The 14457-nt window shown below is 72.9% G+C and carries 10 protein-coding genes and 1 pseudogene; 8 read left to right on the top strand and 3 right to left on the bottom strand.

Annotated elements, in window-relative coordinates; translation table 11 throughout:
* Positions 1-584: 584 nt before the first annotated feature.
* The 7 genes and pseudogenes from LO772_RS33115 to LO772_RS33085 all read left to right on the top strand — a co-directional run.
* Positions 585-1490 (top strand): ABC transporter permease subunit, encoded by a 906-nt coding sequence (locus LO772_RS33115; protein WP_231775719.1) that lies wholly within the window; start codon positions 585-587, stop codon positions 1488-1490.
* Positions 1487-2200 carry an ABC transporter ATP-binding protein gene (locus LO772_RS33110; protein ID WP_231775718.1) on the top strand — a complete coding sequence of 238 codons (714 nt, stop codon included), beginning with the start codon at positions 1487-1489 and terminating at the stop codon, positions 2198-2200. Before LO772_RS33115 ends, LO772_RS33110 begins: the two co-directional genes overlap by 4 nt.
* A gap of 200 nt (positions 2201-2400) precedes the next feature.
* Complete coding sequence (locus tag LO772_RS33105; protein ID WP_231775717.1) at positions 2401-3525, top strand: ABC transporter substrate-binding protein; 1125 nt, start codon at positions 2401-2403, stop codon at positions 3523-3525.
* 46 nt (positions 3526-3571) lie between these two features.
* Positions 3572-4957, top strand: coding sequence for an LLM class flavin-dependent oxidoreductase (locus LO772_RS33100; RefSeq protein WP_231775716.1), 1386 nt, complete (start codon positions 3572-3574; stop codon positions 4955-4957).
* Positions 4954-5424 (top strand): OsmC family protein, encoded by a 471-nt coding sequence (locus tag LO772_RS33095; RefSeq protein WP_231775715.1) that lies wholly within the window; start codon positions 4954-4956, stop codon positions 5422-5424. Before LO772_RS33100 ends, LO772_RS33095 begins: the two co-directional genes overlap by 4 nt.
* Positions 5425-5571: 147 nt before the next feature.
* On the top strand, positions 5572-5796 hold the full coding sequence (locus tag LO772_RS33090) for a transposase domain-containing protein (RefSeq protein WP_231775714.1): 225 nt from the start codon (positions 5572-5574) through the stop codon (positions 5794-5796).
* A gap of 14 nt (positions 5797-5810) precedes the next feature.
* Positions 5811-6219 (top strand): annotated as a pseudogene (locus tag LO772_RS33085) (AAA family ATPase); the annotation flags it as partial.
* Between the two features lie 155 nt (positions 6220-6374).
* Here the strand turns inward: LO772_RS33085 and LO772_RS33080 are convergent.
* The 3 genes from LO772_RS33080 to LO772_RS33070 form a co-directional block, all read right to left on the bottom strand.
* Positions 6375-9425, bottom strand: coding sequence for an SUKH-4 family immunity protein (locus tag LO772_RS33080; protein WP_231775713.1), 3051 nt, complete (start codon positions 9423-9425; stop codon positions 6375-6377).
* 138 nt (positions 9426-9563) lie between these two features.
* Positions 9564-10172: a DUF998 domain-containing protein gene (locus LO772_RS33075; RefSeq protein WP_231775712.1), complete on the bottom strand. Its 609-nt coding sequence runs from the start codon at positions 10170-10172 to the stop codon at positions 9564-9566.
* 362 nt (positions 10173-10534) lie between these two features.
* On the bottom strand, positions 10535-11929 hold the full coding sequence (locus tag LO772_RS33070) for an ABC transporter substrate-binding protein (protein ID WP_231775711.1): 1395 nt from the start codon (positions 11927-11929) through the stop codon (positions 10535-10537).
* A gap of 987 nt (positions 11930-12916) precedes the next feature.
* Between LO772_RS33070 and LO772_RS33065 the strand changes: the two genes are divergently transcribed.
* Positions 12917-14365, top strand: a complete 1449-nt coding sequence (locus LO772_RS33065) for an ABC transporter substrate-binding protein (protein WP_231775710.1) — start codon at positions 12917-12919, stop codon at positions 14363-14365.
* Positions 14366-14457 lie beyond the last annotated feature (92 nt).

Here is a 14457-nt window from a genome sequence, read left to right as displayed (position 1 = left end):
AGCTGCTTGCACGTAGATACATCAGCGTGTACGTTGCTGCCCGAGACGGGCCGTCGGCCCGCCGGGCCCCCGCGTCACGGGGCCGGATCGACCACCACGGAGCAGGGGACGGATATGCGCGGCGTACGGCGGAGCACCGCCTCGGCGACGCGCCCACCGCTGCGTCCCGCGCTGACCGTCCGCCGTTATGTCGACCACATGCGCGCCTGCAGCGCCCGCTGTCGCTGAACACACGGTTCCAGGCGCGATCCGCGTTCGCCGGTACGCCGCGACCTGACCGCCCCCCGCGGACGGTCGCGCTCCCCGGCCTCAGACAGACCGCGGATCCCCACGATCCCGGTCGTCTCCCGCCACGGTGACCGGCCGCGAGCCCGTCGGCTCGCGGTAACGGAAGCGGCGGCCCCGAACACCCCCGTCACCGGGAAGGCGACCGCCGTCGGCACCGACGGCCGCGCGACCTGTCACGCGACAGCCCGCACACGCACGCGTGCGCGCGGCACCCCGCCTTCCCGCACCCCCGCGGCACGTCGCCGCGCTCCCCCGCCACGCGGCCGACCAGCTCGGCCGACCCCGAAGGGCTGCTCATGGCCGACCGGCTGTCACTCGACCACCCATCGCATCCACCCGATCCGAGCGCCCCCGCGGTCGGCGCCGACGAGGCCGCGCGCAAGAGCGTCCCGGTCCCCGGCGCGGCGCGAAGCCCGCTGCGCGCCGTCGCCGCGCGGGTGGGACACGCGGCACTGCCCTGGCTCGTCCCGGTGGCGCTCCTGGTGTCCTGGCACTGGGGATCCGAGTCCGGGGCGCTGTCCCCGACGGTGCTCCCCGGACCGGCCGAAGTCTGGCGCAGCGCACGGGAGTTGTCCGATTCCGGCGAGCTGTGGCGGCACATCGGGGTGAGCCTGCGGCGCATCGCCATCGGCTTCAGCCTGGGCGCCGCCACCGGCCTGGCGCTCGGGTTCCTGGTGGGCATGTCGCGGCTGGCCGAAGGGCTGCTGGACCGCTCGCTCCAGATGATCCGCACCATCCCGCACCTGGCACTCGTCCCGCTGTTCATCGCGTGGTTCGGGATCGGCGAGCAACCCAAGATCCTGCTCGTCGCCCTGGGCACGATGTTCCCCGTCTACCTGAACACCGTCACCGGCATCCGGACCGTGGACGAGCGGCTGATCCAGCTCGGCCGCTCGTACGGACTGGGACGCCGGGCGCTCGTACGCGAGATCGTCGTGCCGGGCGCGATGCCGTCGATCCTGTCGGGCATCCGGTACGCCCTCGGCGTCGCGTGGCTCACCCTCGTGGTCGCGGAGACCATCGCCTCCCAGGACGGCATCGGCTACCTCGCCCAGAACGCCCGCGAACTGCTGCGCACCGAACAGCTCGTGCTCGCGATCGTGCTGTACGCACTGGCCGGCCTGCTGGCGGACATCCTCACCCGCCTGATCGAGCGCCGGGCCCTGAGGTGGCACCCCTCGTACCGCAAGGAGTCGCGATGACCGCGCCCGGAGCACGGCTGGAACTGCGCGGCGTGGGGCGCTCGTACGGCGGTCGCACGGTCCTGGACGGCGTCGAACTGGACGTCGCGGCGGGCACGTTCGTCTCGTTCCTCGGGCCGAGCGGGGTCGGCAAGAGCACCCTGCTGCGGATCGTGGCGGGCTTGGAGGAGCCCACCCGCGGCAGCGTGCAGGTCACCTCCGACACGCCGGGCACCCCGACCGTGCGGATGATGTTCCAGGAGGACCGGCTCCTGCCGTGGCGCAGCGTCGTGGACAACGTCCGCCTCGGACGCCGCCCGCAGGTGCGGCAGGCCCGCGAACTCCTCGCCGCGGTCGGCCTCGAAGGCCGCGAGGACGACTGGCCGGCCCAGTTGTCCGGGGGCCAGCGCCAGCGGGTGGCGTTGGCCAGGGCGCTGCTGCACAGCCCCGAACTCCTGCTGCTGGACGAGCCGTTCGGCGCCCTGGACGCCATCACGCGGATCACCGTGCAGCAGCTCCTGGAGCGCCTGTGGCTGGACTCCCCGCGCACGGTTCTCCTGGTCACGCACGACGTCGAGGAGGCGTTGGTGCTGTCCGACCGGGTGATCGTGCTGGGCGAGGGGCGGGTCGCGCGCGACCTCGCGGTCGACCTGCCCCGTCCCCGGCGGCGGGGGGATCCGCGGCTCGCACGGTGGAAGGAAGAACTGCTGGAGCAGTTGCTCGTGCCCTGACGGCTCGTCAGGCCCTGTCGGCCGCGGCGTCCTTCGCGGCCCCGGCATCCGCACCCCCGCGACACTCCCGTCGCCCCCGAACCACGGTTCGGTCCGCACCACGGAAAGCCGCGCACCCGCCCGCCGGCCCGGTCCGCACCGGCTCCGTCCCCCTCGCGCGCCCACGCGGCGCCACCAGCCCCTCGGCGAAAGGTTGTTCCATGCCCGTCTTCTCCCGTCCCCGGCCCATCGGGGCGTCCGACGACCGGTCCCGCGCGCTGTCCCGGCGCTCCTTCCTCGGCCTCGGCGGCGCCGGTGCGGCGGCCCTGTTGGTCCCCTCGCTCACCGGGTGCTCGTCGTCCGACCGCGCCCGGACGGACGCGCTGCGCGACGGCGTGCCGGCCACCGCCCGCGTCGCGGTCATCGGGGACGGCCGCACCGGACCCACCGCCGTCCTCCAGCGCGGACTCAACGGCATGGACCCGGGTGCCGCGCTCGGCGGCACGCGGTTCGCCTGGCCGTCCGGCTTCGCCGCGTCCCTCAACGCCATGGAGGCGATCAAGGCCGGCAGCGTGGACGTCTCGTTCGCCACGGCCACCGCGCTGATCTACGCGATAGGCGGCGGCGTGCCGATCGTGCCGCTCGCGGCCTACCCGCTTCCCGCGAACGAGGTCGACATCCTCGTCCCGGAGGACTCGCCGATCCGCGGCGCCGCCGACCTCAAGGGCAAGCGCGTCGCCGACCAGCAGGGCACGACGGGCACGTACAGCCTCGTGAAGTACCTGGAGACGGCCGGGCTGCGGCTTTCCGACGTGCAGCACGTCAACCTCAAGGCCGCCGACGCGGAGGCCGCCTTCGCGAACGGCAGCGTCGACGCGTGGATCAGCTGGCAGCCCATGATCGAACTGGGCCGGCGGCGCCACGGCGCGCGCACGCTCCCCGGGGTCCGCACCTACGACTACGCCTTCTGGGTCGCCAGCGCGTCGTTCGCCGGGGACTTCCCCGAGGCCGCCGCGCGGTTCGTCCGGCAGGTCGCCGACGCCCAGCGCTGGATCAACACCTCCACCGAGGCGGCCGTCGAGGCCTTTGCCCAGAGCGGCGGCTTCGGCACGGCCCCCCTGGAGCGCGAGGTGTACCTGGACCTGGCGAAGGCCGGCCGGCTGTCGGAATCCCCCGCCGACCGCCTGGCACCCATCGACGACGCCGCCGCCACGGGCACACAGGACCTGGCCGACAACTTCAAGGCGCTCGGGGTGTACCCCGAACACGTGGACGCCGCCGGGTTCCTGCGGGACGCCAAGTTCGCCGCCCTCCGCGAGACCGTGCGCGGGGCCCTCGCCGCCTGACGCTCCACCCCCGGCCCCGACCGACCCGACATCGACGGAGAACGACGTGAACACCCCTTATCCCCGGCCCGAGCAGATGCGCCTCGCGGCCTTCCTCACCGCGGGCCCCGGCCGTCCCGGCGGCTGGCGGCACCCCGGCTCGGTCCCCGGCTGGCTGACCGGCGAGTACTACCAGCACGTGGGGAGGGTCCTGGAGGAAGGCCGCTTCGACATGGTCTTCCTCGCCGACATCCTGTCCGTACCCGACCGGCTCGGCGGCAGCACGGACTCGCAACTGCGGTACGGCGGCCTCGGATCGCTGCGCCTGGACCCGCTGGCGGTGCTGTCGGCCATGGGCGCGGCCACCCGGCACCTGGGCCTGGCCGCCACCGTGTCCACCAGCTACTTCGAACCCTTCCCCGTCGCCCGGTCGTTCGCCACCCTCGACCACCTGACCGCGGGCCGTGCCGCCTGGAACGTGGTGACCTCCTTCCAGGACTCCGAGGCCCGCAACTTCGGCCGCGACCGGCACATCGACCGGGACCAGCGGTACGCCCGCGCGGACGAGTTCCTGGAGGTCACGTGCAAGCTCTGGGACAGCTGGGCGGACGACGCGCTCGTGCTGGACCGCGCCGCACCGCTGTTCGCCGACCCGGACAAGGTGCGCGCGATCGACCACCACGGCCGCTGGTTCGACGTGAGCGGCCCGCTGAACGTCGCCCGGCCGCCGCAGGGGTACCCGGTCGTCATCCAGGCCGGCGCCTCGCCCAAGGGCCGGGACTTCGCCGCGCGCTGGGCGGACGTGATCTTCTGCAGCCACGCGTCGCTGGAGTCGGCGCAGGACTTCTACGCCGACATCAAGGGCCGCGCGGTCGCCGCGGGCCGCGAACCGCACGACGTCAAGATCCTGCCGATGGCCACCCCGGTGGTCGCGGCGACCGCGGCGGCGGCCCGGGAGAGCGAGGCACGCCTGCACGACCTCGTCGACCCCGTGGCGGGCCTGTCCATCCTGGCGTACCACCTCGACGTCGACCTGTCGCGCTTCCCGCTGGACGAGCCGCTGCCGCTCATGGACGTCCCGGGGGTCGACGGGCACTACCGCGAGGTCGCCGAACGCACCCGGCGCGACGGGCTCACCCTGCGCGAACTCGGCCGGTGGTACGGCGGACGCACCGAGGGCTCGTTCGTCGGCACCGCGGCCGACGTCGCGGACGGGCTGGAGCGCTGGTTCACGGAAGGAGCGTGCGACGGCTTCATGATCGGCGCCGTCCACACCCCGGGCGCCTTCGAGGACTTCGTGCGGCAAGTGGTGCCCGAACTCCAGGCCCGGGGCCTGTTCCGCACCGAGTACTCCGGACGCACGCTGCGCGAGAACCTGGGCCTGCGGCGACCCGGCACGGGCGACTGGCGACTGCGCGCCGGGGTCCCGGCGTCCGCGGGGGAGGCCCGGTGACGGCCTCGCCGATCGTGACGGTCTCCGGCCGGACCACCGACGTCCAAGGGCGTTTCCTGGTCTCCGCGGGGACGAACCACTTCGTGACCGACTCGCGCGGCGGTCCTGACGAGGCCGTCCAGGCCGGCGAGTTGCTGCTCTCCTCGCTGGCGTCGTGCGCGCTGGGCAACATCCAGACCCACGCCCGCGAACGGGGTGCGGACCTGGCCCGGGCCGCCGTCACGGTCTCCTTCGAACGGGACCCCGACGACGCGACCCGCTACCGCCGCATCCGCCTCGACATCCACCTGGAGGGCGTGCGTGCCGCGGAAGGCCGGGAGTTGGTACGGCTGTTCACCTCGTCCTGCCCCATCTACAACACCCTGCGCCGAGGCGGAACCACCGAGGTGGCCCTCACCACCACCCCGCCGCCGACACCGTCCGCGACCGACAACGACCGCGACCGATCAGGGCCTTCGCAGGACTAGCCGCAATGCCGTTCAGTCAAGGGTGGGGCTGGTCTGTCAAGACCGTCAGAAAGTAGGCAACGGAGCTCCTGCTGGAACCGTGTCGACCAAGATCACTGTTCGGCGGGAGCTCCGTTGGGTGCCAAGTGTGTCATCTCTCGTGAAGTCGTGGTTGCCGAGGGAGCGTTCGCGCCGGGTCATCTGGGCGAGCTGACCCGGATCGTGCCGTTCGAGATGGTCGACGAAGCGTTCGCCCAGACCGGCCGGGTGCAGGCACGCGTGCGCGATCTGCCCTCGCGGGTCGTGGTGTATCTGCTGCTTGCCGGCTGCCTGTTCCCCGCGCTGGGCCGGCGGCAGGTGTGGCGGCGGCTGACGGCGTTCTGGAAGGGCTGACGACCGCCGATCCGACGGGCGGCGCGCTGCTCGACGCCAAGGCACTGCACCCGGGGCGTTCGGGCCGCGACCACCTGCGGGCGCTGGCCCGCACCCACCGGATCCCGCGCGCCCGGACCGAGGAAGTGCTCGGCATGGTCGGGCTGACGGACGCGGCCGGGCGGCGCGCCGGGACGTATTCGCTCGGCATGGGCCAGCGCCTCGGCATCGCCGCGGCGCTGCTCGGCGACCCGGCGACGCTGATCTTCGACGAGCCGGTCAACGGACTCGACCCGGACGGTGTCGTGTGGATCCGCGGGCTCATCCGCTCGCTGGCCGCCGAGGGCCGCACGGTGTTCGTGTCCAGCCACCTGATGAGTGAGATGCAGCTGACCGCCGACCGGCTCGTCGTCATCGGCCGGGGCCGGCTCCTCGCGGACGCGCCGGGACCGAGCCACCCCCGATCACCGACGGCAACGGCAACGGCAACGGCATCACCACACCGCTCCGCGGCCGGCGCCTCTGCCCCGCCGCCCCCGCGGTCCGCGGCGGTGCGGGACGGTGGCCCGTCCGGCGGGCACGGAGGCCGCCCCCTCACCTCAGGAGACGTCCGCGGTGATGGTCGGAGCGGCGAAGCCGTCGCTGAGGAGGGTGCGCCACAGGTCGGCGGTGTGGGCGTGGGTGGCGGGGTCGAGGCGGCGCAGGGTCGCCAGGGCGTGCTCGGTGAGGCGGGCGGTGGCCCGTGCGGGATCGTCCGCGAACGCGATCGCCCTTTCGGTGCGCAGGAGTTCGGTGTCCCAGGCGCGGCTTCGTTCGGCGTCGGGGAGGCCTGGGGCGCCGAACGAACGGGCGATGCACAAGGTGTCCGCCTCGGCGAGCAGGAAGTCGCCGACGAACGCCTCCGAGTCGAGGGCGTCCACGATGCCGCACAGCATCTCGGCGAAGTGGTCGAGCCCCGGGGACAGGTACGCGAGGGAGTCGTCCCAGGCGAGCGCGAAAACCTCACCGGTGACCGGGTCGACGCCGATCCGATGGTCGGCCAGATCGCCGATGAGGATCAGATCGCCCCAGCCGGGGTGGGCCGCGTGGCCGAAGTAGGACGCGCACTCGTCCCACGTGAACTGCCGGTAGGCGCTTCGCGCCCCGTACGCGACGCCCTCCTCCAGCCGGAACCGGCAGATGTCCCGGGGCAGTCCGACCTCGGCGAGGATCGTGCGGGCCCCGGTGTCGAGGGTGTCGGGGAGGGACGAGTCCGCGACCGTGATGAGGTGCCTGTGGTGGAAGGTCCGCACCAGCACGTGTGCGGCCCGGTCCGCGTCGACGGGCCGCGGGGTGGCGCCGGGCGGCCGGAGGGCCGCCCGGACGGCGGCGTGGTGCCCCGGCGACCGACCGGCCGCGCGGGCGTCGAGCGCCCGGAATCGCGGCAGGTCGCGGAGCGGGTCGTGGTCCGGATCGCCGATGATCTCCGCGGCGATGTGCGGGCCGACGTCGACGGCGCGTTCGAGGGCGGCGAGCGCGCGGTCGTGGTCGCCGGCCACGACGTGCGCGTACCCGAGGTGCCACCACGACACGGCGTCGCGGTCGTGGACACGCACGCCCTCTTCCGCGGCCTCGACCGCGTCGGCGGTGCGCCCGGACTTCACCAGGGCCAGGACGAGGCCGTGCCACGCCGGAGCGAACTCGGGCCCCTCCCGGGTGGCCGCGGACAGCGCCGCCACGCGGCCGTCCCCGTCGTGGGCCAGGGCCCGGACCGCCGCCCGGAGGAACCACGCCGGGCCGGCCTGCCCGTTCCCGGCGGCGACCTCGGCGAGCGCGTCGACGTCGGCGGGGTCCGCCCCCGCGGTCTGCCCCAGGATCCACCCGCGCCACGCCGCCGACAGCCCGGGCTCGACGCCGAGGTCACCGGCCCGCTCGAAGGCGCGCCACGCCAGATCGAAGCGTTCGTCGTCGAGCGCGGCGAACCCGGCTTCGAGCCACAGCCGTCCGTCGCCGTGGGCGGACGCCAGTGCCTCCGCGACGACGGCGAGCGGCCGGGCCGACGAACGTGGCAGCCAGGGCCGCCAGGCGTTGCCCCGCCAGTCCCGGGCCAGTGCCCCCAACTGGGTCGGATGGCAGGCCGCCAGGCGTTTGACGGGATGCGTGCCCGGCTTGGCCATGGCCTCGACGCCGCCGACCACGGCCCGCAGGACCGCGGGCAGCCGGTCCGCCCCGGGCTCGCCGAGCGGCGCGGGCGGGTCGGTCAGGCCGTGGACGTCGACCAGGACGTCCCACCGCCACGCGTCCGTGCCCTGCGGCCGGAACGCGACGCGAAGCGCGCGCGGCAGCCGGGGGTTGCCCGTCAGGACGTAGGAGCAGTGATGCGTTCCGCCGTCGGCGTCCGGCTTGGTGTACGCGGCGAGCGGCCTGCGCCCGCGAACGCCGCCGGTCGACGCGGGTGTCCAGCCCGCGTCCGCGAGTGTGCGCGACACGAGGTCGGCGGCCGTCCGCGCGGCCGGGGCCGCCGGGGTCTCGAACTCATCTGCCGTCACCGGGCTTTCGTGGCGCGTCCGGAGCCGGAACCGCGGCGACGCGGAGTCGCCTTCGAGCTTGGTCCAGCCGTGCGGGCCGTGGATCGTGACCTCGTGCCGGTACCGGAGTTCGTCGAGCCAGGGGCCGAACGCCCCGTCACGCAATCGGCGCGGCGCGTCACGCACCAGCTCGCACAGTTCCCCGAGACCCGTCGGCGTCGAGCTGTACGTCTCGGCGAGAAGGCGACTCCTCCGCCCCGCCACGTCGATGTCGAGTGACAAGGCCTCCCCTGGGGTCCTCGCGGACGCGGGGACGTATCCCACCACGGCACCGGACGTGTGCCGTGCCGCGGTCACGCGCTCCGGCCACTCCCCCGCGCCGGACACCGGGGTCCACCCGGGGGACGCGGCGAAGAACCGGTCGAAGGCGCGGACCCGAGCGCGGTGCCGGGGTTGCAGAACCGGGCTTCCGGCGACCTCGCGGACCTCGTACGATCCGTACTGCTTGGCGTCGAAATCACATTCCGCGCGGGAGCGCGACGCGACGGCGACCGTCCAGTTCGCGCAGGCGCGGATCGTGATCCGGGACAGGAATCGGGCGCGGTGCAGGTCGAAAACCTCCGGGCAGTGCCCGCCGTAGTCCTCGTCCAAGTAGTACGCGAACGACTCCAGCCGGGATGCGGACCCGAGCGTGAACTCCCGGGCCCCGACGGTCGTGTCCTCCAGATCGAGGCGGCGCAGCAGACGCCCGTCCGCGGGGGCGGCACCGGTGCCGAGGCTGATTCCCCCGTCGTCGCCGGTGTAGTGGCACTCACGCAGGGACAGCCATGTGAGCGCGGGGTGTGCGAACACCGAGCCGGTGACGCGTCCCCCGTGGAGCCGCAACGCCCGCAGATGCGGCGCCGCCGAGGCGAAATCGACGTCGTCCCACGGCGCACCGCCGTAGGTCGGACGCGAGGCCGTCACGTGCAGGCTCGCGAGTACCGCCCCGTGGTCGCGGATGAAGCGCCCCATGCGCTCGTTGCCCGCGGCGGACAGCTTGGACGCGATCAACCGCACACTGCCCGGCGCCGCCCCGGCCAGCCTCTCCCACGCGCCTCCGCCGTCTCCCTCGATGTGGCAAGTCACCGGTTCTGCGGCCATGTTCGTCCCCGCACTTCGCAACGGTCCCGTGGATCGGAAACCACAGGCTAGACACCGCGGCGGACACACCCCGTCCGAAGGCATCCACATCGCGCGAATCCCCGACCGGCGAACGCGACCTGGGCATCTCGCACGCGGTCAGGGGGCCCGGGTGGGGTTCACCATGCCTTGGGGGCGGCGTCGGCACGAGGCGGCGACCACGAAGGGCCACAGGGACTGGACGAATGTGAGGACGCGTTCCGCGGCACCGGGGGCGCCCTGGTAGCGCAAGGCCGCCAGGAACCACGCGGCGCCGACGACCATCAGCGCGCTCGCCCCGATCGACAGGGCGGGTCGGAGCGCCCACGGCGCGGGCTCACCGCGGTGGGCGGCGAGCGTCGGCCACGCCGCCATGAGGACGAACGCGACTCCGGCGACGAAACCGTGGCCCAGCGAGCCGCCGCGGCTCGGTGCCGGGATCAGGGCCAGGGCGATGACCGACATTCCCCCGGCGCTCAGTGCCAGGCGTCCGGCGAACGCGGCGGCGCGCAGGCCCCAGGCGGTGACGAGGTGACAGGCTCCGAGGGCGAACAGTGTGGCGGTCAGGACCCAGCGTCCGGGAGCGCCCTCGGCCGCGAGGAGGCTGATGGTCTGCGTGACGGGGTCGTAGCCGGGCCCCTGGAGCAAGCCCGCGATGGCCCACCCGCTGATCAACAGGACAGGCGCGCTACCGGACGAAAGCAAAGTCCACCAAGGTGCACGTTGCATCGGCCCACCGTAAACGGCCCCCCTTTCCCGCCCGTGGTGACGCGGCCGAGGAGACGCGTCAGTCGGCCGACCGGGCGATCGGCGCGCGAGGAGGGGGCCGGCGCAGTTCTGGGAGCGCCGGATTGGCGGGAGCGCCGGGTTGGTGGAGGCGCCGGGCACTTCGGCGGGGGCCGCGGTGCCCGCTCCGCTGGCCTGACCAGGTTGCGGGCACATTCGCCGCGGCGTGTGCGAGGGGCCGCGCACCCGCCCGGCCGGGCCACCCGCCCCGAGCCCGCGCACGCTGCCCGCTCAATCCCGCCCGGACCCGCTCGCCGGCTCGCGCGCCGTTCGAGGCCGCGCGAGCCGGCGAGTGTCGGTGGTGCCTACTTCAGGTCGTTCAGGCTCTTCCCGACGTCCGCCAAGGTCCCGGGCTTGCCGTAGTCGCCGGTGAGCTTGTATGACGCGATGCCGCACCGGTAGGCACCCTGTGTCGGGGTGAATTCCGGGGCGGGGGTCCAACCGCCCGAGGTCGCCTTCTCGATGTTCATGCACTGCGACGGAGCGTCCTGGACCGACACGTCCATGGGCGCCTGCAGGCCGCCCCCGGTCCACGCGGTCTCGGTCCGGGCGGCGTCCGCGACGCACTTGCGGGTGAGGTCGTCCCCGCAACTCGCGGCCGACTTCGCGAAGAGCAGCCAGGCGGAGAAGGCCTTCACGGCCGGCCACGTCGGCTGGGTGTTGGGGGCGTACCTCGCGTACAGGTCGACGACCTGCTGGGTCGCGGCGTTCGTGGAGGCGTTCTCCAGCGGGTGTGTCCCGCTGATGTCGGCCAGGTTGTTCTGGAAGTTCAGCACCGCGGCGCCGGCCAGGTCCAGGAAGGGCCTGCCGTACGCGTTGCTGTTGGCGTCGATCCAGTCGAGCTTGTAGTCGATGTTGGTCAGTTCCTGCTCCAGCTTCGCGAGCGAGCGGAAGTCGCCCATCCAGATCAGGCCCTTGACACCCTTGTTCTTGATCGTCTGCGCGTACGGCGTCCAGTTGGACACGCCCGCCGCCGGGTACAGCTCGGTGTACGACATCGGGGTGCCGCGCGACTGGAAGAACTCCGCGCGCTGGTCGACCGAGACCTTGGTGACCGGCGAGTCACCCGCGATGATGCCCACCGCGTTCGCCGACTGCGGGTACGCCTCGGTGACCAGCCAGTCGTAGAAGCCCGCGTACCGGAAGTACGACGGACCGCCGGGCTGCACGGTGAACTGGAGGTCCGACCCCTCGTTCACGTGCTGGGCGGACTGGGACGGGAACTCGGGCAGCAGACAGGACAACCTGTCCTTGGTGCCCAGCCCGTCCATCGCCGCGCTTCCGCCGACCAGCGCGAAGTCGTCGGCACATGCCTCGAGGACCCGCTGCCGGACCTCCAGGAACTTGGTGTCGCGGACCTCCGCGACGAGCTTGCGGCCGTTGATGCCGCCCAGGTCGTTGCACCAGGCGGTGAACACCTTGGCGGCGTCGCCGAATTCGGAGTTCTTGGTGAAACCGACGTCGGACATGACGCCGACCCTGATCTCCTTGGCGGTGACACCCTGGGCCGGGGAACCGGTGGGGTCACCGGTACCGCACACGTTCTTCAGGTCACCGAAGTCGGCCGACACCGGCGCGGCCGTTGCCGGGCCCGCCCCGGCCCCCTCTTCACGAGCGGAGGCACCGCCGCGGTCGGCGCATCCGGCCGCGAACAACGCGGCCACCACCGCACAGGCGGCGACGGTCTTCCGGGGTCTCACGAGATGCCTCCCAGGCATGGTCGACCGGAGCACAGGACGTGTGCGGGGGTGCTCAGGCGCGCTTCCGGGCGGGGTTCGCGTCGCGCGGGTCTGCTGTCACATATCGCGATGTCCGGGATGGATCCGTACCGCGCCCGCCGCCCGCCGACAGCCCGCGCGAGAACCCATGCCGAGTCGTTCACCCCCACCCTCTGATTGAACACTTGTTTACACGGGATGCTCGAGACGGGTCAAGTGCCCAGGTCACCGCGGGAGCCATGCCTCCGCCCGGCCGGGCGAAACGGCCTGTTCGGGCAGGAGAACGCGCGGTGCGGGCAGCGAAGGCGGGCGGCACAACCCCGCGACAAGGGTGGGTGTCCCCCGGCCTCGCGGCTTCCCTTTTCGGCGCCGCCGGGTCTACGGTGTTCCCCGCCGGGGAGCCCCGCCGCGTTCCCGCCACGCTCGGGCTCCCGTTCCGCGCGTCCTCGGTCACGGAAATTCCGACGTGGCCCGGCCACGCACCCGAAAACCACCGGCCGACGCCGACGGGCAACTCGGCCCGGTGCGTGGCGCGTTCACCCCGCCGAGAGGTATCCGGCAGGTGCACGTGCCGTGGCAGGCGAGGCACACGGGCACCGGCACAAGACCCGTGCACAACTCGCCGACCGCATCCGTACGCCGTGCACCCGCCGGCCGTCGACGACCCCGGGCTCCCCCGGCATGCGCGACACCGCGATCCGTGCGGGGGGCACCTTCATCGGCACCCGGCCGGACCCAACCCCACGCAACCCCACGCACCCACCCACTCGACCCAGTCACGAAAGCCGAGGTCAGCGTCCCGTGTTCAGGCACGCCCCACGACGCAGCACTCGCCCACCGGCGCTGCGCATTGTCCGGACCCTCGCGGCAGCGGCGCTCATGGCCGTGTGTTCCGCCGCGTGTGCGGACTCGTCCGGCTCAGGCACACCGAACCCGAATGCCACCCCACGCCGGGGCGGCGGCATCACGATGCAGGTGCTCGGCGACGCGCGCGGACTCAATCCGTACACCGCGAGCACCCTGCCCCAGGGCGACGGCAGCAAGCTCTCGGCACTGTACGACGTACTGGTGTGGAGCGACCCGGCCACCGGCACCGTGCGCCCCCAGCTGGCCGAGTCACTGCTCCCCGACCGCGAGGCGTCGGTGTGGACACTCAGCCTCCGTGACGGCATCACGTTCACCGACGGAGCCGCGCTCGACGCCGAGGCCGTCAAGAAGGCATGGGAGAAGCACCTCGACAAGAAGCTGCAGTCCGCGGCGGCGAGCACGGTCGAACCGCTCACCCTGACCGTGGTGGACAGGCTGCGGCTGAGCATCCGACTCCCGTCCCCCAACGCGAACTTCGACCGGACGGTCGCGCGGCTCCTCAACTACGTCCCCTCGCCGCGCACCCTCGCCTCCGACACCGCGCTCGCCGCCTCGAACACGGCGCCCGTCGGCGCGGGGCCGTTCAAGCTGCGGGAGTGGGTGCCCGGGGACCACATGACATTCGAGCGCAACCCCGACTACTGGCAGCACGGCAAGCCCTACCTCGACACCGTGACCATGCGCATCAGCAAGGACACGTCGAAGGACGTGCAGGCCATCGACGACGGCGACGCGGACCTCGCCCTGACGGTGGACCCCGTGCAGTTCGAGCTGGCGAAGGACCGCGGGCTCGCGGTCGCCGACATCGGACTGAGTGGCGGCCTGTCGATCGCGTTCAACACCCGCCCGAACCGGCCGCTCGCCGACCCCGCGCTGCGCCGCGCGATCGCGCTGTCCCTGGACACGGAGGACATCGACCGGGTCTTCTACGCGGGCAAGGGCCGCCCCGCGAAGGGCATTTTCGAGTCCACGTCGCCGCTCGGCAACATCCAGTTGTCCCTCCCGCAGAACGACCCGGCGCAGGCCGCCGCGCTCTTCGCCCAGGCGATGGACAACGGACGGAAACCGATCACCACCACCTACGCCGTGCCCAACACGCCGCGTTCGGTGCAGATGGCGCGGTACTTCAAGGACAAGATCGAAACGGCGTCGAGCCGGATGCTCACGGTCGACATCGTCGCGGTCAACCTCCCCGACGTCTTCCAACGCGTGCAGGTCGACACGGACTTCGATCTCACGACGAGTGCCCTGGCGGCCGACGACCCGGAGCCGACGCTCTACCAGTTCCTGCACTCCAAGAGCGGCGTGCCGAACATGACCGGTTATCAGAATCCGAAGGTGGACGCCGCCCTTGACGCCGCCAGGCTGTCGACGGACCGCACGACACGCAGCGAGGCGTACACCCGCATGCAGGTGGAACTCATCACGGACATGCCCCTGTTCGTGTACCAGGAGTCGTTCGCGGCGACCATCGCCTCACCCAGGCTGACGGGTGTTCAACTGTTCGGCGACGGACACATCCTGTGGGACCGCATCGGCATGCGCGCCTGAGACGGACCCAACCGCCCTGCCCGGCCCCGGCGGCGGTGCCCGGCCCCCGGACACGCGCGGACCGGACCCGGAGACCCCGCGACGGTGTCGGC

The sequence above is a fragment of the Yinghuangia sp. ASG 101 genome (assembly GCF_021165735.1).
In the GTDB taxonomy this organism is placed as follows: domain Bacteria; phylum Actinomycetota; class Actinomycetes; order Streptomycetales; family Streptomycetaceae; genus Yinghuangia.
The sequence above is the reverse complement of the archived record's forward strand: the minus strand, read 5'-3'. Positions and strand labels throughout refer to the sequence as shown.